This is a genomic window from Nakamurella sp. (genome assembly GCF_044224575.1).
GTDB lineage: Bacteria > Actinomycetota > Actinomycetes > Mycobacteriales > Nakamurellaceae > Nakamurella.
The window spans coordinates 77010-99618 of the sequence record NZ_JBGAKE010000003.1 but is presented as its reverse complement, the minus strand read 5'-3'; the positions used below and the strand labels follow the sequence as shown (position 1 = coordinate 99618).

Genomic DNA, 22609 nt, shown 5'->3' with positions numbered 1-22609 from the left:
CCCAACCGGGCGCCGCGGAAGTGCAACGCCCGGCCCGGAAACTACTCGGGATCATTCGTCGGGGGCGCGCGCAATCACTCGGATCCGGCACCCTCGGCGCCCGATGGGGACGCGGAGGGTGACGACGGCCTGCGTCCGATTCTGGGCTGGTCCGGCAGGGCCGGGTGAAATCTATCGACCGGCGATCACTGGGCGCCGCCGCCACATCCGGTTCTGCCGCAGCGGTGTGGGCCGGTCGGGGGAATCTGTCATTCTTTGCCGAGTTAAGACAACGATGTCGGTGATTGTCCTCGGCGCCGGCCGGAACCCGGCTACCGGATGGTGCCGCCGGTGGTCTCGAACTGCCAGGCGTCCGCGACCATGTCCTGCAGGCCCAGCGTCGGAGTCCAGCCGAGCCGCTCCCGGGCGCGCGCGTTCGAGGCGATCAATCGGGTCGGGTCGCCGGCCCGGCGCGGGCCGACCGCGTGCGGCACCGGCCGGCCCGCGACCTGCTCGATGGCGGTGAGCACCTCCTTGACCGAGTACCCGTCGCCGCTGCCAAGGTTGCAGATCAGGTGCTCCCCGGGGCGGGCGGCGCCGAGAGCCAGGACGTGGGCGCGGGCCAGGTCCAGCACGTGCACGTAGTCGCGGATGGGGGTGCCGTCCGGGGTTGGCCAGTCGTCCCCGAACACCGTCAACGGGTCCTTGGTGCCGGCCACCGCGCCGAGCGCGTTGGGGATCAGATGGGTCTCCACCGCGTGCCGTTCCCCGGCTCCCAGGGCGGCTCCGGCCACGTTGAAATAACGCAACGAGACCGCGCCGAGCGGCGTCGCGGCGCACTCGCCGGTGATCATCATGTCCACCGCCAGCTTGGTCGCGCCGTAGGTGTTGCCCGGCCGGGCCGGCGCGTCCTCGGTGATCGGCACGGCCTCGGGCTCCCCGTAGGTGGCCGCGGTGGACGAGAACACCAGGGTGGGAACGCCATGCTCGGCGATCGCGTCGAGCAGCGCCCGGGTGCCGTTGACGTTGGTCCGCCAGTACAGCGATGGCTTCACCACCGACTCGCCGACCAGCGACTTCGCCGCGAAGTGCAGTACAGCGTCGAAGCCGCCGCCGGCCAGCACGCCGCTGGCGTCGCCGATGTCGGCCCGGACCAACTCGACCCCGGCGGGCACGGAATCGGCATGCCCGGTGGAGCAGTCGTCCAGCACGACGGCGTCGTGACCTTCGGCGATCATCAGCCGGGTGACCACCGAGCCGATGTAGCCGGCCCCGCCGACGACCAATGCCTTCATCGGGTCACCGCCCCCGTGCCGACCCGCATCGCGATCGTCGCCGCCGTCCTGTCGTTGAACCTGTTGTGCATCGCTGAATCGAACCCCACCGATTGTGATCCCCCTCCGGTACCCCCCACGGTGGGCCGGTCGCCGACTCCAGTGTCACCTGGGGGCGACGTTCTGCGACGCTCCGTGGTGGATCGTAACCCGGAGTGAAGGGAACCGTCGGTCACTCCGGCCGGCCGGGACGATCGACGTCGTCAGCTCCGCAGGGCGTCGACGAGGGCGGCGCAGAAGGAGGGGAGGTCATCGGGGTTGCGACAGGTGATCAGAATGCCGTCCATCGCGGCCTCCTGGTCCACGACGGTGGCGCCGCGTTCCTCAAGTCGGTCCGGGGACCGTGGGTGGTCAGGGCGTCGCGGGGTTGTCGAACTCCACCCGTTCGGCGCCGTCGGTGGCCAGGATGGCCACTCGCCCGCCCTTGAGTGAACTCGAGAGTGAAACGGACATCGGTCCTCCCGCGGTGCACGATCGGGTGCCGGATGGTTGATGATGCGGTCGATGACCGTTCCAGGGATGTACCCGGGGTCGGGGTCCGGTCCAACGCCCCCCGGCTGGCTGGTGGCGCGGCTGCGGGCGGCCGGGTGCGTGTTCGCCGAGGACGAGGCCGCCGTCCTGGTCGAGGCCGCGACGTCGCCGGCCGAGCTGGCGCAGATGCTGCGGCAACGGGTGGCCGGGCTTCCGCTCGAGCACGTCGTCGGCTGGGTGGAGTTCGCCGGCCGGCGGGTCGAGGTGGATGTGGGGGTGTTCGTCCCGCGACGACGCAGCGAATTGCTGGTGCGGGAGGCGGTGGCGCATCTGGCGCGGGCGACCGACGGTCGGCCGGCGCCGCCCGCCGGGCGGGGACCGGTGGTGGTGGACCTGTGCTGCGGGTGCGGCGCGATCGGGGTGGCCATCGCCGCGGCCGTGCCGGAGATCGAATTGGCCGCGACCGACCTGGATCCAGTCGCGACGCGGTGCGCGGAGCGCAACGTGGCGACCGTCGGCGGCACCGTCGTCCGGGGTGATCTGTTCGCGGCGCTCCCGGACCGGTTGCGCGGGCGGGTCGACGTGCTCGTGGCCAACGCCCCGTACGTGCCGACCGGCGCGATCGCGCTGATGCCGCCGGAGGCCCGGGATCACGAACCGGCCGCCGCGCTGGACGGCGGGCCGGACGGCACCGACATCCTGCGCCGGGTGATCGCCGGCGCACCGGAGTGGCTCGCCCCGGGCGGTCTGGTGCTGGTGGAGGTGGGCCGGACGCAGCAGGGCACCGTCGTCCGTGAGTTGGCCCGCCATGACCTGAATCCCCGGATCCTCGTCGACGACGAGTTGGGTGGAATGGTCGCGACCGGCCGGCGGCCGGTCCCGACATCTATTCGTTGGCAAAACTAATCGACTGATGGGCCGGTGACGCCGGTGCCGAAAACGCCGCGCGGAAATGTGCTTCCCGGTACTAGGTTGGCAATGCGTCGGGGATTTCTGGTCAATGCTGCGCGGGGCGAACCGTGTGGTGATCGAGGGGGTTTGAATGACGCGTCGCGCCATGCGCACCGGATTCGTGGCCGCGATGGTCGCGGTGCTGTCGCTGTCGATCGCGCCGGTGTCCTCCGGTGGCGCCGTCCATCCCCCCGACCGGCCGAACGGACCGCCGATCTCCTGGACAGCGTGCCCGATTGATGCGTCCGTCGATCCGGAGTTCGTCGATCCCGCGGTGCAGTGCGGCTCGTTGACCGTGCCGCTGGACTACGACCGGCCCCGTTCCGGCACGGTCGACGTCGCGCTCACCCGGGTACCGGCGACGAACCCGGACCAGCGGATCGGCACGGTGTTCGTCAACCCCGGTGGCCCCGGCGGGTCCGGGGCCGACATGGTGCGAAACGGGTTCGGCAGCTATCTGGGTGAGATGTTGGGCGGCCGGTACGACGTGGTCGGATTCGATCCGCGTGGGGTCGGCGGGACCGCACCGATCCGGTGTTTCGCCGACAACGACGCGGCCGCCGACTTTCTCAATAGTCAGCCGGTGTTTCCCTATGAGCGGGACCAGTTCCGTCCGTTCTTCGACCTGTGGTGGGACTACGGGCGACGCTGTTCGGCGAGTGGTCAGCCGATCGTCGCGCACATGAGCACCGCCGATGTGGCCCGCGACCTCGACCGGCTGCGCGCGGCCGTGGGTGACCGCCGGCTCAACTATCTCGGCTTCTCCTACGGCAGCTACATCGGTACCACGTACGCGAACCTGTTCGGCCGCAACGTCGGTCGCCTGGTGATCGACGGCGTCCTCGACCCGCGGCTGTTCGCGAGCGGGCGGCAGATCGAATCGGACCGGGTGGCCACCCAGTTGGTGCTGGACGAGTTCCTGCGGTTGTGTGACGACGCCGGCGACGGATGCCCCTTCCACACAGCCGAGGGATCGGCGTCGCGCTGGGAACGGCTGGCGAAGTCGCTCCGCGAGCATCCCGTGGATCTCACGGACGGTCAGCGGGCTAGCTATGACGGCCTGATCGCCGTGACGCTGTCGGCCCTGTACGCGCCCGAGGTCTGGTCGGGGGAAGACGGTTTCGCCTTCTTGCTGGACCAGGTGGCCGATCTGGCACTTGCCGAGGGTGACGTCGACCGGTCGGCCGTTGCCGACGGCCAGCAGGCTCTCCTGGTTCGCTTGGGTGTGGCCGCCGACGAGCAGAAGCCCTACCACTTCAACGGTCTCGACGCCTTCTTCGGGAACCATTGCGCGGACGCGGAATACCCGAAGGGCTATCAGCAGTGGCGGGCCGGCGACCGGTTCGCCGCGGCCGGCTCCCGCTTCGGACCGGCATGGTGGTGGGGAGTCGCCGGATGTGCGGCCTGGCCGGTCAACCAGGACCGTTACACCGGGCCCTGGTCCACCCGGACCGCGAACCCGATGCTCATCGTCGGCAACCGGTTCGACCCGGCCACCGACTACGCGGGTGCGCAGGCCAGTGCCCGGCTGCTGCGCAACAGCCGGCTGCTGACCTACGAGGGCTGGGGGCACACCGCCTTCGGCCGGTCGGCGTGCGTCAGCGACGCCGTGGTCGCCTATCTGGTGGACGGCGCGCTGCCCGCGCCGGACACCCGATGCGCGGCGAACCCGAACCCATTCCTGCCGACCTCGGCCCGGCTGTCGGCCCGATCCGCCCATCCGCAGATCGGACTGCCGCCGACCTGGCCGGTGCTCGCCGGGGCCCGCTGATCGGCCCAGGACGGGTGCGCCCGGCCGTTTCCCGATGATCGGCGCGGGCGGACCGTCGGCCGTGCCTGCGGACTATCGGCCGGCGTCCGGCCGGTGGATGTTCCGCAGGCAGGTTGACGCGGGCGGTCGTCGGCTAGGGATCCGGGTGACAAGCCGATGCGGACCTGGTGTCGCGGCTCGCCGCCGCTCCCGGTCCGCTCACCGGCTCCGGCGTGGAGGCTACGACCCGATCGCCCCGGTGAGCTTGCGCATCGCCGACGCCGCCGAGTCAGTGGCGGTCGGCCCGAGCGCGACCAGCGCGGCGATCAACGCCCCGACCTCCGCCCGGTCGAATTGGATCGCCGGCAGCGATCCCCGCCGACTCATCCGGACGCCGCCGTGCGGGCCGGTCGACACGGTCAATGGCACCCCGGACTCCCGCAGCCGGCGCAGGTCGCGGACGACGGTGCGCTGGGAGACGCCGAGCTCGGCGGCCAGCCGCGGCGCGGTCAGCGGTTCGGCAGCGTCCAGCAGGCGATCCAGGATGGCGTGTTGACGTTCCACCCGGCGCAATGTCAGGTGGCTGTCCCGGGACTCGGCGGCCAGATCGGGTCGGGGCGACACAGCGGGACGTTACCAAGACACCAGCGTGTCCTGGTTGGTCCCTACCGTCGTGGTCATGGATACCGACCCGACCGTCGTCGCCTTCTTCCAGCGTTACGCCACCGCGCTGCTCGACCGGGACGAGGACACGATCGCGACCATGTACGCGGTACCCGGGCTGATCCTGTTCCCCGGCCAGTCCCTGGTCGTCGACGACCCCGAGCTGACCCGCCGGTTCTTCGCCGGCAACTGGGGCCAGTACGACGGTGTCACCGAGGCCGTACCGGAGCTGGAGGTGATCGCCGCGGCCGACCACAGCGCCTGGGTGAAGGTCGACTGGCGCTACGGCGGCCAGGTGCGCGAGCACTTCGTCTATCAGCTGGTGCGCCACCCGACGGGTGAATGGCAGATCGCCGTCCTGACGCCGACGGGCTGAGCGGCCCGGCTTGTCGGGTCGAGCAGCCACGCGCGGGCCGTGCCTGCGGAACATCGACCGGCCTCAGGCCGGTCGATGTTCCGCGGTCAGGTCACGCGGGGCGTTGATTCACGCGGGCCGTTGATCCGCGCGGGAAAGACCAAGCGCGGGGAATTACCGGCGGCGGGTGCGGCTGGTGGTCTTCTGCGCGGTCTCGGCGGCGTCGTCGGCGAGGTCATCGGCGGTGTCGGTCGCCTCGTCGGTGACCTCCTCGGCCGTGTCGGTGGCGTCGTCGGCCAGCTCCTTGGCCTTGCCGGTCGCCTTCTCGGCCGTCTCCTTGCCCTTCTCGACGGCCTCGTCGACGACCTGTCCGGCCTGGTCGGCGGCCTGGTCGGCCATGTCCTTGCCCTTGATGGCCAGCTCGCCGGTCTTGTCGGCCAGCTCCTCGACCTTGTCCTCCAGCGCGTGGCCGGCCTTGACGGCCTCGTCACGCAGGGTGCCGGACATCTGCGAGGCCAGCTCGGCCCAGCGGACGAGCATCTCGCGGTTGAGATCGACAGCCTTCTGCAGGTAGTCGAAGTAGCGCTCGACCGGCTCGACGAAATCGAGGGAGGGCATGGTGGCCAGGAAGTCCAGACGATCGGTCATCGCCCGGGCGCCCTGCTTGAACGTGTCGACGGTCTTGTCGGTGGCGTCCGCGTACGTGGTCATTGGATCTCCTTGGGTGGTGCCTTGGATGTGGGGTGGCCGGTGATGTCCGGCTCTACCGTGAATGCCCGACCTGTCGGTCGGACCGTGCGCTCGGGGACGGGCAGGTGAACATGCGCGAAACGCGCGGCCCGTACGAAGCGGGGATCCCCCTTGAACCCGAGGTCGACGCTAGCAACGGTGCCGGCCGGATGGGCGGTTTGCGGCCTGTGAAGAACGACGCGATGGCAAGGCGTTTCGCCGCATCGAAGGGCGGGTAACTCTCTCTTCACGCCGCCGTTCCCGCTGGACCGCAGCGGTCACCATCGTGCCTGCACTACCGTGTTCCGGATGACCGCCCACCCGGAGGCCGCCGCTGCGGCACGTCCCGCAGGCGTCGTCATGCCCATCGGCGGCGCCGAGGACAAGGTCGGCCGGATGACCGTGCTGCGTGAGGTGGTGCGGCTGGCCGGCGGAACCGGGGCCCGGATCGTGGTGATCTCCACGGCCTCCTCGTTGGGTGACGAGATCACTCACGCCTACCTGCAGATCTTCACCTCGCTCGGGGTGACCGACGTGATCGGCATCCGGCCGGAAAGCCGCACCCAGGCCGCGTCCGCGGATCTGATCGAGGCGGTGAACGACCGCACCGCGGTGTTCATGACCGGCGGAAATCAGGTCAAGCTGGCCGCGATCGTGGTCGGCACCCCGCTCGGCGACGCTATCCGCGCGGCCCACCGGCGCGGCGCGCTGGTGGCCGGCACGTCCGCCGGCGCGAGCATCCTGTCCACCCATATGGTCTCGTTCGGCAGCGGCGGTGCGACGCCGAAGTTCCGGATGAGTCAGGTGTCCGAGGGGCTGGGGCTGCTGCCGGGCGCGATCGTCGACCAGCACTTCACCCAACGGAACCGGTTCGGCCGGCTGCTCGCGCTGGTCGCCGGGAACCCCGCCCAGCTGGGCATCGGGGTCGACGAGGACACTGCGGCGATCATCGGACCGGGCGGACGGCTGGAGGTCAAGGGCCGCGGCGTCGTCACGGTGATGGACGGATCGGCGGCGCTGACCACGGCGTACACCGCGACCGGCACCCAGCCGCTGATGATCTCCGACGTACGCCTGCACTCGCTGCCGCGCGGTGCCGTGTTCGACCTGGTCACGCGGCGGCTGGTGACCGCTCCCGGCCTGCCGGACGCCGCCGGCCCGCCGGCCGTCACCCGGCCCGGGGAGGTGCCGGCGGGGGTGCGGCCGGACACCCGGCGGATCGCGGTCGAGGGCGCCCACGAGACCGTCGCCGAGCTTCGCCGGCGGCCGGCCAGCTCCTGAGCGGGATACCCACCATGAAGTTCACCGGGATGCGGGACGGTCGCACCGTGACCGTGGCCCGGCTGTTCGCGGACCAGACCCTCGCGCCGGTGGCCGAGGTGCGTGAGTTCTATGACGACCTGGCCGGGTCGCTGGACGCGGCGGCGGCGCTGGCCGGCGGGTCGGTGGACCGCGCCTCGGTCGTCGAGGTGCCGGCCGTCCCGCCGGCCGCCCGGGTGCTGTGCGTCGGGCTGAACTACCGCATGCACGCCGACGAGGCCGGGATGCGGGTGCCCGAGCACCCGGCGATCTTCGGCCGCTGGACGGCCTCACTGATCACCTCGGGCGTCACCGCGCCGGTGCCGGCGGGCGAGCCGGGGTGGGACTGGGAGGTGGAGTTGGCCGCCGTTGTCGGCCGGCCGCTCAAGCGCGTGACGCCGGCGCAGGCGCTGGCCGGGGTGCTCGGCTACGCCGCATTCAACGACCTGTCCGCCCGTACCCATCAGCTGCACTCCCGGCTGTGGACGGTCGGCAAGAACGCCGACGCGAGCGGGCCGATCTCCGAGATCGTCACCGCCGACGAAACCGGCGACCCGGGCGACGGCTGGCGGCTGACCACCGTCGTCAACGGCGAGACGATGCAGGACGGCAGCACCGCCGACATGGTGTTCGGCGTAGGTGAGCTGCTCGCCTACCTGTCCGAGGTGATGACCCTGAACCCGGGTGACGTCATCGCCACCGGCACGCCGGACGGCGTCGGGTTCAAGCGCACCCCGCCGCGGTACGCGGTGCCGGGTGACGTCGTCGAGGTGGCGGTGGCGGGTGTGGGCTCGGTGACGACGCCGATCGGCTGACGCGGGCAGTTCAGCCCGGCGCAAGGCCGGCCACGACACCACGGCCCCGCCGCCACCACATCGCGGCCCGGTCCCGACCCGGCGGCCGGAAGCCGCTCGACTTGCCACCTTCGGCCCTCCTCCGCGCCGGGGAAGGGCCCACTGTGGAAACTCGGCGGTCCGGAAACTCGGCGGGCCCGCGTCGGGGTGGCAACTCGGCAGCCTCGCGTCGGGGCGGCCCGAGTGTGCGACCGGGTCAGCGCGCCTGTTCGCCGTCCCGCCGCAGGATCTGCGCGACGACGCGCATCAGCATCACCGACGAGATGATCAGCCCGATGTAGCCGACGGCGGACAGGGCGGCGGTCTCCCGGGCCTCGTTGGACACCGCGACGCCGACGAGCATCAGGGTGGACGAGATCAGGCCCACCGCGGCCACCACCGCGAACAGCAGCTGATCGATCCAGCGGGTCAGGTTCGTCTGGCTGTCCCCGGCGAACGCGTCCACCTGCAGCCGCACCCGGCCGGCCCGCAGCTGCAGGGCGATGTCCTCGGTGAGCCCCGGCAACGCGCGGAAGGAGGGCAGGTTGCGTAGCAACTCCTTCTGGGCGACGTCTTTCGGGTCCGCGGCCTGGGCGTCGACGGAGGCCCCGAGCTGGGACTGGGCGGCGACGGCCAGATCCATCCCCGGGTCGATCACCCGCAGGGTGCCCTCCAGGGTGAGCAACGCCCGGGCCAGCAGGGTCAGCGTCGAGGGGACAGGCAGGTCGTGGGTGCGCATCACGCCGATGATCTGCTGCAGGCTGCGCGGGTCGAACCCGCCGGCGTGCATCTGCTCGGACAGCAGGCGGCTGAGTTCGGCCTCGAGGGCCTGGGTGTCCAGCGATTCGCCGGCCGAACCGGACATCGAGCGCAGCCCGCGGGCGATCAGCGCCGGCTGATGGGTGGCCAGCCCGCCGACCATCAGCTGGAGCGCCTCCATCGTCACCGGGTCGATCAACCCGACGGCGCCGAAGTCGATCAGCCAGAGCGTGCCCTCGCCGTCGATCAGGATGTTGCCCGGGTGCGGGTCGGCGTGGAACACCCCGGCGACCATGACCTGGTTCAGGAACGACGACAGCAGCCGGTCGGCCAGCACGGTGCGGGGCACGCCACACCGGTCCACCGCGCCGGTGTCGGACACCGGCACCCCGGCGACCCGGCTGATCACCAGCACGCCCTCGGTGCTCAGCGAAGAGACCACCGGCGGGATCTGCACCCCCGCCGTCGGCACCACGCTCAGCGCCTTGGCGTTGGCGGCCTCGTGCACGTAGTTGAGTTCCTGCTCGACCGACCGGATGAGCTCGTCCGAGATCGCCTGTAACCCCAGCGATCGGGCCGCCTCCGACCGCCGGCTGAGTTGCCGGGTCGCCCAGCGCAGCACCGCCGAGTCGCGGGCCACCCCGACCTCGACGCCGGGTCGGCGGACCTTGACCACCACGGGTCGGCCGTCGGGGAGCGCGGCGGTGTGGGTCTGGCCGATGGACGCGGCCGCGAGCGGCTCGTCGTCGAACCGGGCGAACGTCTCGTCGATCGGTTGGGCCAGCTCGCTCTCGATCGCCGCCCGGATCTGCTCGCTCGGCACCTTCTTCACGTTGGCCTGCAGGTCGGACAGTTCGACGATCACCGCGGGCGGGATGAGGTCGGCCCGGGTGGACGCGATCTGCCCGAACTTGATGAACACGCCGCCGCAGTCCTCCAGGAAGCCGCGGATCCGGCGACCGCCCTCGGGGCTGGTCAACGCCGACCGGGAGACCAGCCGGCGACCGACCAGGCCGTGCCGGCGGGCGATCCGGGTCACCTCGAACAGTCGGCCGCCCACGGTGGAGAACGCCCGGAACCGGGTGCGCCAGGACACCCGGCGGCCTCGGCGGCGGGGTCGCAGCACCGCCTCCAGGGTCACCGAGATGATCATGGTGACGAGCAGGGCGAAGCCAAAGGTGGTCAGCAGCAGGGTGGGGGCGATGTCCTGGTCGTTCAGCCGGTCACCGAGCACGGCCGTCGCCAGGACCAGACCGATGAACGAGCCGACGATCCCGGCCAGCGTGGCCCGCAGGAACCCTCGGTGGATGCCGAGGATCCGCCCGGTGACGAAGCCGACCCCGAGCACGAAGACGATGGCCAGCACCCACTGCCAGAAGGTCAGCTCGATCTCCAAGGACATCCGGTCAGCTTGACCGGTGTCCGGTGGGGAAACCGAAGAGCCGCGCCGGACTCGCCCACATGATCTGCGCGCACCGCCGGGTCGGGCAGCAGGCGCGCGGTGACCGGCTTCCGCGAGTTGATCATGGCGTTGTCTGTGCGACTCGCCGGCGACACGCCGATTTCGGAGCAGAGTTCGCCATGATCAACAGCGGGTCGGCCGGTCCGCCCGATCGGTCCGCCCGATCGGCCCGCCCGATCGGCCCGCGCCGGTGGGCGAGAACCGAAGCGGGGCGGCCGGCGTAGGGACCTGCATGGGACACCCGCCGCCGGTATCAATGTCAGCTCGACCCGGCTCCGGAGTCGGCATGGACCTGACCGAACCGGACATCGCACGTATCCGGGAGCAGTTCGACTTCGACCGCAGCGGGCGGGTGGTGACGAACAACGCCGCCAGCACCCAGCCGCCGCGACAGTTGCTGGATCTGTACCGCAGCCTGACCCCGTTCTACGAGAACGTGCACCGCGGCCAGTCGGACGCCTCCAGGTACACGACCGACCGGTTCGAATCGTCCTACGACACGATCGCCGGGTGGCTGGGCGCCCCGAGCCGGCGGTCGATCGCCACCTACCGCAACACCACCGAGGCGATCAACGCCGTCATGTACTCGCTGCTCACCGAGTTCCGCGACGGCGACAACGTGGTGACCACGATGCTCGAACACAATTCGAACTACGTGCCCTGGCATGGGTTGTGTCGGGAGATCCTGCCACGATTCGGTCGCCGGGTAGAGCTTCGGATCGCCCGGTTCGACCACCGAACGGGCGAACTCGATCTGGATCACCTGGCCTCCCTGGTGGATGCGCGAACCAAGCTGGTCTGCTGCAGCGGCGCCTCGAACTTCCTGGGCAGCAAGCCGCCACTGCCGATCGTGCGGGCCATCGCGGATGCCGGGGGCTACCCGCAGCCGACGGGGGAGCGCCGGGCCCGGCTCCTGGTCGACGGTGCGCAGCTGGTACCCAGTTCGTTCGTCGACGTGCAGGCGTTGGACGTGGACTACCTGGCGTTCTCGTTCCACAAGCTGCTGGCCCCGTTCGGTGTCGGTGTGCTCTACGCCAAGGAACACCTGCTGGAACAGTCCCTGCCGTTCCTGTACGGCGGCGACATGATCGCCGACGGGCAGGTCACCCCCGACGCGGTCGGCTACAACGGGCTGCCCTGGAAGTACTCGGCGGGCACGCCGAACATCCTCGGCGTCATCGTGTCCGCGCAGGCCCTGCGGCTGGCGGTGGACCTGGTGGGCGGCGACCCGACCCGGATGCACTTTCGGAGCGAGGACCCGGTGCCCGGACCGGTCGTCCGCCGGACGATGGACCGGATCGGCGAGCACACGGCGCACCTGACCCGACGGGCGATGGACGGCCTGAGCGGCGTGCCCGGGCTGCGGATGCTCGGCGGGCCGCCGGGGACGCCGCGTTCGCCGCTGGTGGCGTTCACCGTGGCGGGGTGGAGCCCGTTCGAGCTGGCCGCCGAGCTGAACCGGCACGGCGTGGAGTCACGGGCCGGCTGCCATTGCGCCACCCTGGCCCATCACGATCTCGGGCTGGACCCGCCGGCCAGCTGCCGCCTCAGCTTCTACCTCTACAACTCGAACGCCGACGTGGACCGGGCCGTCGATGCGGTGCGGAAGGTGGTGGCCCACCGGCCCCCGGCGCCCACGCCGGTGGGTGGCCGGCACCGGCGGGAGGCGGCTTGACCGGCTGCCCGGCGCGCCGGCAGCGCGGCTGAAAGAATGCGCAGCAACTCCCGAACAGTTCGGTGGAAGGGGCTGCGGTGGCCACGTCGGCAGCGGCACAGAAGGTCGTCCCGGGCAACGGGGAACCGGACATCACCGTCCGGGAGACCCGGGTCTACCGGGGACCCAACTACTGGTCGTACGAACCGGCGGTCCACCTGGTGGTCGACATCGGCCGGCTCGAGCAGCGGCCGACCGATACGCTGCCCGGGTTCACCGAGTCCCTGATCGACCTGTTGCCCGGGCTGCACGACCACCAGTGCTCGCGGGGCCGGGACGGCGGGTTCGTCGAGCGGCTCGTCGAAGGCACCTGGGCCGGCCACGTCGTCGAGCATGTCGCGCTGGAGCTGCAGCGGACCGCCGGTCATGAGATCACCCGCGGCAAGACCCGGTCCACCGGCGAGGACGGCGTCTACAACGTCATCTACGGCTATCTGGACGACACCGTCGGCACGCTGTCCGGCCGGCTCGCGGTCCGTCTGGTCAATCACCTGATCCCGGACAACGAGATCGTCGACGACGATTTCGACTTCGCCGCCGAGCACGACGCGTTCCTGCGCACCTGCCAACGGGTCGCCTTCGGGCCATCCACCCAGGCCATCCTCGACGAGGCAATCGCCCGCGACATCCCCTTTCAGCGGCTGAATTCCGGTTCCCTGGTGCAGCTGGGCTACGGGGTGAACCAGCAGCGGATCCGGGCCACCATGACGTCGTTGACGTCGTCGCTGGCCGTGGACATCGCCTCCGACAAGGAGCTGACCAACCGGCTGCTGGCCGCCGCCGGGTTGCCCGTGCCGGCCTCCGAGGTGGTCCGCCGCGCCGACGACGCGGTGCGGATCGCCCGCCGCATCGGCTATCCCGTCGTGGTCAAGCCGCTGGACGGCAATCACGGCCGCGGCGTCGCGATCAATCTGGCCGACGAGGCCGCCGTCCGGGGCGCCTTCGACGAGGCTTACGACCAGTCCCGGCGGGGTTACGTGCTGGTCGAGTCGTACATCGCCGGCAAGGACTACCGGGTGCTGGTGATCGGCGGGCAGATGATCGCGATCGCCGAGCGGGTGCCCGCGCACGTCATCGGCGACGGCGCGAAATCGGTTGCCGCGCTGGTGGAGGCGACCAATGCCGACCCGCGGCGCGGTGTCGGGCACGAGAAGGTGCTCACCCGGATCGAGGTGAACGACGCCGCGATCGAACTGGTCCGCGCGCAGGGGTACGAGATGACCGACGTCCCGCCGCGCGGGGAGATGGTCAAACTCGCCCTCACCGGCAACATGTCGACCGGCGGCATCTCCATCGACCGCACCTTCGAGGCGCATCCGGACAACGTGGACATCGCCGAGGAGGCGGCCCGGGTGGTCGGGCTGGACATCGCCGGCATCGACTTCCTCTGCCCGGACATCACCCAGCCGGTGCGCGAGACCGGCGGCGCGATCTGCGAGGTCAACGCGGCGCCCGGCTTCCGCATGCACACCCACCCGACCATCGGGGACCCGCAGTACGTCGCGAAACCCGTTGTCGACCTGATGTTCCCGCCCGGCAGCAATGCCCGGATCCCGATCGTTGCGGTGACCGGCACGAACGGCAAGACCACCTGCAGCCGGATGATCGGGCACATCTTCAAGTCGACGGGCCGCAAGGTGGGCATGACGTCCACCGACGGCGTCGTCATCGACGACCGGCTGGTCATCCGGTCCGACGCGTCCGGCCCGCGGTCGGCGCGGATGGTGCTGCAGAACCCGCGGGTCGATTTCGCGGTGTTCGAGGTGGCCCGGGGCGGCATCCTGCGCGAGGGCCTCGGCTACCCGCGCAACGACGTCGCGGTCGTGCTGAACGTGGCCCCGGACCACCTGGGGCTGCGCGGGATCGACACCGTCGAGCAGCTCGCCCAGGTGAAACAGGTGATCGTGGAGGCGGTCCCGAAGAACGGGGCGGCGGTGCTGAACGCCGACGACCCGCTGGTGGCGAACATGCGCCGGGCATGTTCCGGTGAGGTGGTGTGGTTCTCGATCGAACCGGACAACCGGATGATCTCCGACCACTGCCGGCGGGGTGGCAAGGCGGTGATCCTGGAACGATCCGACCTGGGCGACCTCATCGTGCTCGTGCACGGCCGGCGCCGGATGCCGCTGGCCTACACGCATCTCGTGCCGGCGACGTTCGGCGGCAAGGCCATGTTCAACGTGCAGAACGCCATGGCCGCGGCGGCCGCGGCCTACTGCGCGGGGGCGCACCTGGGCGACATCCGCGGTGGGCTGCGCTCGTTCACCCCGTCCTACTACTCGGCGCCGGGCCGGATGAACATGACCGAGGTGCGCGGCATCAAGGTGATCGTCGACTACTGCCACAACGCGCCGGCGATGGTCGCGCTCGGCGACTTCGTCGACCGGTTCTTCGACGACGACTCCGTTCTGGAGCGCCCGCAGCGGATCGGGGTGATCGCCACCGCCGGCGACCGGCGCGACCAGGACATGGTCGACCTCGGCCGGCAGGCGGCCAAGCACTTCGACCGGATCATCGTCCGGGAGGACGACCGGCTGCGCGGCCGGCAGCGCGGCGAGACCGCCGCGCTGATCGTGCAGGGCGCGCGTGAGGCGCAGGCCGAGGGCGGCCGGGTCAAGCAGATCGAGACCGTGCTGGACGAGATCGAGTCCACCCGGGCCGCCGTCGAATGGGCCAACCCCGGGGATCTGGTCGTCGTCTGCGTCGACCGGGCCCGTGCCGTCTGGGACGAGTTGCAGGTGCTGGCCAAGCGGGCCCAGCCGACCGACGACTGAGCCGACCCACCTGCTGTTGATCATGGGATGGCGGCCGCTTCACGTGCCGCGGAACGGCCGCCCGCCCATGATCAACACGAATCCGGGGGGTGCGGGCAGCGGGTCAGGGCCGGTCGATGCGATAGACCACATGCTCGGGCGGGTCGATCGGGTTGTCCGGCGGTAGCTCACCCGCGCCGACCCGGGTAAAGCCGGCCTTCTCCAGGGCCCGCCAGGAGGCGCGATTGCCCGACGCCACCGGCACGATGACGCAGCGGGCCCGCGGAAGGGCGGCCCAGGTATCGGCGAGCACCGCGCCGATGATCGCCGGCCCGAGCCCGTGGCCGGTGTCGGCGAGTTCACCGATCAGGTAGTCGATCGTCACCGCGTCCGCGGGGACGGTCAGGATGTGCGCGATCTCGTCCACGTACTCGGGGTAGTCGTGCCAGAAGCAACGCTGCACCAGGCCCACCGGACGTCCGTCGAGCAGGGCCAGCAGGTCCTCGTTGGGCTCCTCGCCGCGGGCGGAGGGGCCGAAGTCGCGCTCGACCGCTTCGGGGGTGAACTCGTGGAACCACCACCGGTGCACGTGCGGCTGCGCGAGCCAGCCGGCCAGCCGGCCGAAATCGTCGGGGGTCAGCCGGCGGAGGCCGATGGAGGAGGCAGGCATACTCCGATCATGCTCAGTGGGTCGGTTCCGGACATCCCCTTTTCCTCCGCCGCGCTGCCGAACGTGCTGCTGCGGGCGGTGGCGGCCAGCGGCGCGGTGCAGGGGATCACCATCTCCGGCAGCGGCGACGACCATCCGCTGGTCTACGCCAACGAATCGTTCCTGCGGTTGACCGGATACCTGGCGGCCGACATCCTCGGCCGCAATTGCCGTTTCCTGCAGGGCCCGGAGACCGACCGGACGGAGGTCGCCCGGTTGGCCGACGGGCTGCGCCGGCACCGGGACACCACCGCGGTGATCCGAAACTACCGTCGGGACGGAACCCCGTTCTGGAACCGGGTGTCGATCTCGCCGATCCGGGATCCGTCAAGCGGCCGGGTTACCCACTTCATCGGCACCCAGATCGACGTCACCGACCTGATCGACCGGGTCGGTCCGACCGGGCGGTGACGGTGCGGGCGGACCGGCGGCCGGGCGCGCGGGCCGCCTGACATCCCCACGGTCAGGACAGGTGCTCCTCCACGTCCGGTTCCCACTTGTGCGACCAGTCGGAACCGGTCGCGTCCTGGCTGGCGTCGGCGACCCGGTGCTGGTGACCCTGACCGGCCGGCATCAGCCGCACGATGACCGACTTGGACGTCGGGGTGTTGCTCTCCAACGCGGTCGAGTCCAGCGGGATCAGCGGGCTGGTCTCCGGGTAGTAGGCCGCCGCGGACCCGGCCGGCGTGTCGTAGCAGACGATCCGGAACGCGCGCACGCAGCGGACCACCTCGTCGTCGGGCCAGTGCGTCTCGATGTCGACGAGCTGGCCGTCGGCGAACCCGCCGGCGGCGATGTCGGCCTTGTTCAGGAAGATCACCTTCCGGCCGCCCTCGATGCCCCGATAACGGTCGGACAGCCCGTAGATCGTGGTGTTGCACTGATCGTGGCTGCGCAGGGTCTGCAGGACCAGATGGCCGGGCGGCGCCTGGATCGCCTCGATCGTGGAGACGGCGAACTCGGCCCGCCCGGACCGGGTGGGAAAGGTGCGGCTGTCCCGGGGCGGGTGCGGCATGACAAAGCCGCCGGGCCGGCGCACGTTCACCTCGTAGGCCTCGCACCCGGCGACCACCCGGGAGATGTGACTGCGGATGACGCCGTAGTCCTCCCGCATCGCCGTCCAGTTGATCCCATACCGGTCGCCGAGGGTGGCCTGGGCCATCCGGCAGACGATGTCGACCTCCGACTTCAGGTGCGGGCTGGCCGGCTTGAGCGGGCCCCGGGACGCGTGCACGGCGCAGGTGGAATCCTCGACCGAGATCCACTGCTCGCCGGAGGCCTGGACGTCCTTCTCGGTCCGCCCCTTCGTGGGCAGGATCAGCGCGGTCCGCCCGCAGACCAGATGGGAGCGGTTCAGTTTCGTCGAGATGTGCACGGTCAGCCGGGCCCGTTGCATGGCCTCGATGACCACCTCGGTGTCCGGTGCGGCCTGCACGAAGTTGCCGCCGAGTCCGATGAGCACGTGCGCTTGACCGTCACGCAGCGCCCGGATCGAGTCGACCGCGTCCAGCCCGTGCGCGCGGGGCGGGTCGAAGCCGAACTCGAGTTGCAGGGCGTCGAGGAAGTTCTGCGGGGGTCGTTCCCAGATGCCCATGGTCCGGTCGCCCTGCACGTTGGAGTGCCCGCGGACCGGGAACAGGCCGGCCCCGGGCTTGCCGATGTTGCCCTGCGCGAACGCCAGGTTGCAGACGTCGCGGATGGTCGCCACCCCGTTGCGGTGCTGGGTCAGACCCATCGCCCAGCAGAACACCGTGGCCGACGAGTCGCGCAGCAGCTGCCCGAGTGCGGTGATCTGCGCCCGGGTCAGCCCGGTCACGGCGGTCACCCGGTCCCAGTCGATGGCGCCGACGTGGGCCTTCCAGGCCTCGAACCCGGTGGTATGGGTGGCGATGAAGTCGTGGTCCAGCGCGTCCCACTGCACCAGCAGCGACCCGAGCGCCTGGAACAATGCCTGGTCACCGTTGACCTTGATCGGCAGGTGCAGGTCGGCGATCCTGGTGCCGTCCCCGGCGACGCCGGACGGCCGCTGCGGGTTCTTGAACCGGGTCAGGCCGGCCTCTCGCAGCGGGTTGATCGAGACGATGGTGGCGCCGTTGCGCTTGGCGATCTCCAGTGCGGAGAGCATGCGCGGGTGGTTGGTGCCGGGGTTCTGGCCGGCCACGATGATCAGCTGGGCGCGGTAGACGTCCTCCATGCTGACCGAGGCCTTGCCGATGCCGATGGACTCGGCCAGGCCGACGCTGGTCGATTCGTGGCACATGTTGGAGCAGTCGGGCAGGTTGTTCGTGCCGAACGCGCGCACGAACAGCTGGTAGGCGAAGGCGCTCTCGTTCGACGCCCGGCCCGAGGTGTAGAAGGCGGCCTCGTGCGGGCTACCGAGCGCGTTCAGCTCGTCGCCGATGAGGGTGAACGCCTCGCCCCACTCGATGGGCGTGTAGTGGGTGGCGCCGGGTCGTTTGACCATCGGGTGGGTCAGCCGGCCCTGCTGGCCGAGCCACCATTCGGAGCGGGCGTCCAGCTCGGCGATGCTGTGCGCGGCGAAGAACTCCGGGGTGGCCCGGGCGGTGGTGGCCTCCTCGGCGACCGCCTTGGCCCCGTTCTCGCAGAACTCGGCGGTGTGCCGGTGGCCGACCTCCGGATCGGGCCAGGCGCAGCTCATGCAGTCGAAGCCCTCGGCCTGGTTGAGCTTGCTCAGCGTCCGGGCCGTGCGCACCGGCCCCATGTGCGCCAGCGCGCGCTTCAGCGAGATGCCGACCGCCTTGACGCCGGCGGCGTACTCCTTCTGATGGCCGACCGTCAGATCGGCCTCGGAGTAGTCCGGCAGATCGCGCGGGTCGGGCATGCGGGCTCCTCGGGATGGATGCGGGCGGGCAGCCGCCGGCCGCGACAGCGACCGGACCATGATCCATCCTGCGTTCGGTCGTCCGGCCCTGCCTTCCGGACGGCGCCGATTCCGGCGGGTGGAAGTCGGCGGGCCGGTTCGCCGGTCCTCGCGCTGAGGAGCGGGGTCCGAGGAGCGAGGTCAGCGGGGGGTCAATCCAGGACGGAGCGGGCGCCGCCGTCCACCGCCCCCCGGGAGGTGCGTCACTCAGGGCCGGCCGGGCGCGGTGTCAGTCCAACGCCGACCGGGCGTTGCCGTCGAGGGCCGGCCGGGAGGTGTCCTTGAGCGTCACCCCGGAGCGGCCCAGCGCCCGCGCGCCCTCGACCAGCCCGACGGTGACCCGCGCGGCCTCGGCGTACCCCAGACCGCCGGGCGGGTGGATGTTGGAGATGCAGTTGCGGTCGGCGTCGGTCAGCCCGACCCGCGGCGCCTGGGTCAGGTAGATGCCCAGGCTGTCGGCGACGGACAAGCCGGGCCGTTCACCGATGATCACCAGCAGGGTGCCGACGCCCAACGCGGTCCCGATGTGATCGCCCAGCGCGACGCGGGCCTGCGTCGCGATGACCGGCGGGGCCACGCTCCACCGGCCGGCGAACGCGTCGACCAGGGCCTGCAGCAGCGGGGCGCCGTGCTCGGCCATGGCCCGCGCGGACAGCCCGTCGGCCAGCACGATGCCGATGTCCCGCCCGCGGGGCAGCGGGTCGAGCGGTTCCAGCGACGCCGGCCGGCGGCCGAAGTCCGGGCGCCGCAGGTACTCGCTGCGCCCGGCCGCCCGGCTGGTGACCACCGCAGGCTCACCCAGCCCCACGGCGGTCACCGCCGCGGCCAGGCCGGGCACGTCCAGGGGCTCGTGCACCGCGTCCCGGGCGGCGGCGTGGGCGGCGCGGAACTCCAGCAGGTGCCGGGTGGTCACCGCGTCACCGGTGCGGTTCAGGCCGATCCGGGACGGCGTGGTGGTCCGCAGCGGATCCCAGAAGCCCGGCACCGGGTCGGTGCCCGTCGGGTCGCTCGGTGTGGTCGCAAGCGGCTCGCTCATCGGGTCACCGTCAGCTGGCGCAGGGCCGATCCGGCCGGGTCGATCGGCCGGATCCGGCCCTGCCCGTCGTCCAGACCGACCGCGGACAGCCAGGTCTCGAACTCGGGGGCCGGGCGCAGGCCGAGCATCGCACGGGCACTGAGCACGTCGTGGAAGGCCAGGCTCTGGTAGCCGAGCATGACGTCGTCGGCCCCCGGCACCGCGATGACGAACGCCACCCCGGCGGCGGCGAGCAGCACCAGCAGGCTGTCCATGTCGTCCTGGTCGGCCTCGGCGTGGTTGGTGTAGCAGACGTCGACGCCCATCGGCAGGCCGAGCAGCTTGCCGCAGAAGTAGTCCTCGAGCCCGGCCCGGATGATCTGCTTGCCGTCGTAGAGATACTCCGGCCCGATGAACCCGACGACGGTGTTCACCAGCAGCGGCGCGAACTCCCGGGCGACACCGTACGCGCGGACCTCGAGAGTCTGCTGGTCGACCGGCTTGCCGTCGGTGCCCAGGTGCGCGCCGGCCGACAGCGCCGATCCCTGGCCGGTTTCGAAGTACATGACGTTCTCGCCGACGGTGCCGCGGCGCAGCTCCAGCGCGGCCGCCCGGGCGTCGCCCAGCATGCCCAGCTCGACCCCGAACGAGGCGTTGCCGCCCTGGGTGCCGGCGATCGACTGGAAGACCAGGTCGACCGGCGCGCCCCGCTCGATCAGATCCATCGTCGTCGTGACGTGGGTCAAAACGCAGGACTGGGTGGGAATGTCGAATCGGGCGCGGATGTCGTCCAGCAGGTGCAGCAGTTCGGTCACCGTGGCCGGCGAGTCGGTGGCCGGGTTGATGCCGATGACGGCGTCCCCGGAGCCCAGCAGCAGCCCGTCGAGGACGGCGGCGGCGACCCCGCGGGCGTCGTCGGTCGGGTGGTTGGGTTGCAGCCGGGTGGCCAGCCGGCCCGGCAGCCCGACGGTGCTGCGGAACGCGGCGGTCACCTGCGCCGCCTTGGCCACCGACATCAGGTCGGCGTTGCGCATCAGCTTGCTGACCGCGGCCACCATCTCCGGGGTCAGGCCGGACGCCAGTGCAGTGAGGTCCGTGGCGGCGGTGGGAGCGGCGGCCAACGCCAGCAGCCGATCGCGGAACTCGCCGACGGTCAATGACGCGACGGGCGCGAACGCGACCGGATCGTGCCGGTCCAGGATGAGCCGGGTGACGTCGTCGGTCTCGTACGGGACCGCCGGGTGCTCCAGGAAGGTGGCCAGGTCGACGTCGGCCAGCGCCCACTGGGCCGCCGCCCTCTCGGCGTCGGTCTGGGCGGCGCAGCCGGCGAGCTCGTCCCCGCTGCGTTGCGGCGTGGCCCGGGCCAGCAGATCGACGATGCCGTCGAACTCGTAGTGATGGCCGGCCAGCGCCTGCCGGTAGACCGTCACGTGGTCTCCATCCTGGTCGGGTCGTCCCGGGTCACCGTCACGTCGTCCTCCGCGGCGGCGAGGGCGGCGAACTCCTCGTCCGGCGAGTTGGCGACCAGATGATGGCGGCTGTAGAAGCCGAAGTAGGCCAGGAACGCGGCGAGGACAGCCAGGCAGCACAGCGATGCGACGCTGTCCACCAGGAACGTCGCGATCACCGCCAGCACGGCAATCACCAGCGCGAAGCCGGTCGTCACGACGCCGCCCGGGGTGCGGTACGGCCGCGGCATGTCGGGCTCGCGGACGCGCAGCACGATGTGGCTGATCATCATCAGCACGTAGCTCACCGCAGCGCCGAACACGGCCATGTTCAGCAGCATCGCCCCCTGCCCGGTCAAGGACAACAGGAAGCCGATGGCGCCGGGCACGATCAGCGCCAGCGTCGGGGCCTTGCGGCGGTTGGTCACCGACAGCGCCCGGGGCAGGTAGCCGGCCCGGGACAGCGCGAACAGCTGCCGGGAGTAGGCGTAGATGATCGAGAAGAACGAGGCGACCAGCCCGGCCAGGCCGATGTAGTTGACGATCGTCGCCGCGGCCGACCCGCCCAGGGCTTCGACCAGCGGATTGCCCGACTCGGACATCGCCGCCGCGCCCCCGATGCCGGGGACCAGCACCAGCACGATGGCGCCGCTGACCATCAGGATCGACATCGCGGCGATGATCCCGCGCGGCACGTTGCGGGCCGGGTCGGCGGCCTCCTCCGCGGCCAGCGGAACCCCCTCGACGGCCAGGAAGAACCAGATGGCGAACGGCACCGCGGCCCAGATGCCCAGGTAGCCGAACGGCAGGAAACTGCTCGCCCCGGCGGCCTCGGTGGGCACGATGTCGGTGAGGTTCGCGGGGTCGAAGTCGCCGACGGCGGCGATCGCGAAGATCACCAGGCCGACCACGGCGATCGCGGTGATGACGAACATGACCTTGAGCGCCTCGCCGACGCCGGCCAGGTGCACGCCGATGAACAGCGCGTACGCGGCCAGGTACACCCACCAGCCGTCGGTGATGCCGAACAGGCCGAGTGACTCGACGTACGCGCCGATGAAGGTGGCGATCGCGGCCGGCGCGATCGCGTATTCCAGCAGGATCGCGGTGCCGGTGGCGAACCCGCCCCATGGCCCCAGCGCCCGCCGGGCGAACGTGTACCCACCACCGGCCGCGGGCAGCGCCGACGACAGCTCGGCCATGCCCAGCACCATCGCCAGGTACATGCCGGCGATGACGACCGCGGCGATCAGCAGGCCGCCGAAGCCGCCCTGGGCCAGGCCGAAGTTCCAGCCGGAGTAGTCCCCGGAGATGACGTAGCTGACCCCGAGACCGGCCAGCAGCACCCACCCGGCGGTGCCGGTGCGTAGGGTGCGTTTGGCGAGATATGCGGTCGATTCAGCCGATTCGGCTGATTCGGCCGGTGCTGGGGTTGATGACGGGGTGGACTCGGGCGAAGCGACCATCACGGTCTCCCAGCGGTCGGCGGGACGAACGTGGCTCA

General features: G+C 71.1%; 17 protein-coding genes. 8 read left to right on the top strand and 9 right to left on the bottom strand.

Annotation, left to right across the window (positions count from 1 at the left end):
• Positions 1-311: 311 nt before the first annotated feature.
• Positions 312-1274: a UDP-glucose 4-epimerase GalE gene (gene galE, locus ACILSK_RS04415; protein WP_395725916.1), complete on the bottom strand. Its 963-nt coding sequence runs from the start codon at positions 1272-1274 to the stop codon at positions 312-314.
• Between the two features lie 543 nt (positions 1275-1817).
• Between galE and ACILSK_RS04410 the strand changes: the two genes are divergently transcribed.
• Positions 1818-2690 (top strand): putative protein N(5)-glutamine methyltransferase, encoded by an 873-nt coding sequence (locus tag ACILSK_RS04410; RefSeq protein WP_395725915.1) that lies wholly within the window; start codon positions 1818-1820, stop codon positions 2688-2690.
• A 136-nt stretch (positions 2691-2826) separates the two neighbouring features.
• A complete protein-coding gene (locus ACILSK_RS04405; RefSeq protein ID WP_395725914.1) occupies positions 2827-4506 on the top strand; it encodes an alpha/beta hydrolase in 1680 nt (559 codons plus the stop codon).
• Positions 4507-4725: 219 nt separating this feature from the next.
• Here ACILSK_RS04405 and ACILSK_RS04400 read toward each other — a convergent pair whose 3' ends face one another.
• Positions 4726-5109 carry a helix-turn-helix transcriptional regulator gene (locus ACILSK_RS04400; protein WP_395725913.1) on the bottom strand — a complete coding sequence of 128 codons (384 nt, stop codon included), beginning with the start codon at positions 5107-5109 and terminating at the stop codon, positions 4726-4728.
• Between the two features lie 55 nt (positions 5110-5164).
• Here ACILSK_RS04400 and ACILSK_RS04395 point away from each other — a divergent pair, with 55 nt between their 5' ends.
• Positions 5165-5524, top strand: coding sequence for a hypothetical protein (locus ACILSK_RS04395; RefSeq protein WP_395725912.1), 360 nt, complete (start codon positions 5165-5167; stop codon positions 5522-5524).
• A gap of 153 nt (positions 5525-5677) precedes the next feature.
• On the opposite strand, the gene ACILSK_RS04390 is transcribed toward ACILSK_RS04395, so the two are convergent.
• Entirely contained in the window at positions 5678-6214 is a 537-nt protein-coding gene (locus ACILSK_RS04390) for a hypothetical protein (RefSeq protein WP_395725911.1), read from the bottom strand.
• A 327-nt stretch (positions 6215-6541) separates the two neighbouring features.
• Between ACILSK_RS04390 and ACILSK_RS04385 the strand changes: the two genes are divergently transcribed.
• Both ACILSK_RS04385 and ACILSK_RS04380 read left to right on the top strand, forming a co-directional pair.
• Positions 6542-7513: a cyanophycinase gene (locus tag ACILSK_RS04385; protein ID WP_395725910.1), complete on the top strand. Its 972-nt coding sequence runs from the start codon at positions 6542-6544 to the stop codon at positions 7511-7513.
• 14 nt (positions 7514-7527) lie between these two features.
• Complete coding sequence (locus ACILSK_RS04380) at positions 7528-8346, top strand: fumarylacetoacetate hydrolase family protein (protein WP_395725909.1); 819 nt, start codon at positions 7528-7530, stop codon at positions 8344-8346.
• Between the two features lie 235 nt (positions 8347-8581).
• On the opposite strand, the gene ACILSK_RS04375 is transcribed toward ACILSK_RS04380, so the two are convergent.
• On the bottom strand, positions 8582-10525 hold the full coding sequence (locus ACILSK_RS04375) for an ABC1 kinase family protein (protein ID WP_395725908.1): 1944 nt from the start codon (positions 10523-10525) through the stop codon (positions 8582-8584).
• A gap of 346 nt (positions 10526-10871) precedes the next feature.
• Between ACILSK_RS04375 and ACILSK_RS04370 the strand changes: the two genes are divergently transcribed.
• Both ACILSK_RS04370 and cphA read left to right on the top strand, forming a co-directional pair.
• Positions 10872-12260, top strand: coding sequence for an aminotransferase class V-fold PLP-dependent enzyme (locus ACILSK_RS04370; protein ID WP_395725907.1), 1389 nt, complete (start codon positions 10872-10874; stop codon positions 12258-12260).
• A 77-nt stretch (positions 12261-12337) separates the two neighbouring features.
• A complete protein-coding gene (gene cphA, locus ACILSK_RS04365; protein WP_395725906.1) occupies positions 12338-15073 on the top strand; it encodes a cyanophycin synthetase in 2736 nt (911 codons plus the stop codon).
• Between the two features lie 103 nt (positions 15074-15176).
• On the opposite strand, the gene ACILSK_RS04360 is transcribed toward cphA, so the two are convergent.
• Positions 15177-15722 carry a GNAT family N-acetyltransferase gene (locus tag ACILSK_RS04360; protein ID WP_395725905.1) on the bottom strand — a complete coding sequence of 182 codons (546 nt, stop codon included), beginning with the start codon at positions 15720-15722 and terminating at the stop codon, positions 15177-15179.
• Positions 15723-15731: 9 nt separating this feature from the next.
• Between ACILSK_RS04360 and ACILSK_RS04355 the strand changes: the two genes are divergently transcribed.
• Positions 15732-16172, top strand: coding sequence for a PAS domain-containing protein (locus ACILSK_RS04355; protein WP_395725904.1), 441 nt, complete (start codon positions 15732-15734; stop codon positions 16170-16172).
• Between the two features lie 52 nt (positions 16173-16224).
• Here the strand turns inward: ACILSK_RS04355 and ACILSK_RS04350 are convergent, their stop codons facing one another.
• From ACILSK_RS04350 to eat, 4 genes are all read right to left on the bottom strand, one after another.
• Entirely contained in the window at positions 16225-18603 is a 2379-nt protein-coding gene (locus tag ACILSK_RS04350; protein ID WP_395725903.1) for an FdhF/YdeP family oxidoreductase, read from the bottom strand.
• A gap of 268 nt (positions 18604-18871) precedes the next feature.
• Positions 18872-19678: an ethanolamine ammonia-lyase subunit EutC gene (gene eutC / locus ACILSK_RS04345; protein WP_395725902.1), complete on the bottom strand. Its 807-nt coding sequence runs from the start codon at positions 19676-19678 to the stop codon at positions 18872-18874.
• Complete coding sequence (locus ACILSK_RS04340; RefSeq protein WP_395725901.1) at positions 19675-21087, bottom strand: ethanolamine ammonia-lyase subunit EutB; 1413 nt, start codon at positions 21085-21087, stop codon at positions 19675-19677. Before ACILSK_RS04340 ends, eutC begins: the two co-directional genes overlap by 4 nt.
• Positions 21084-22571, bottom strand: a complete 1488-nt coding sequence (eat, locus tag ACILSK_RS04335; protein ID WP_395725900.1) for an ethanolamine permease — start codon at positions 22569-22571, stop codon at positions 21084-21086. The genes ACILSK_RS04340 and eat overlap by 4 nt, the downstream gene beginning before the upstream one ends.
• Positions 22572-22609: the final 38 nt, after the last annotated feature.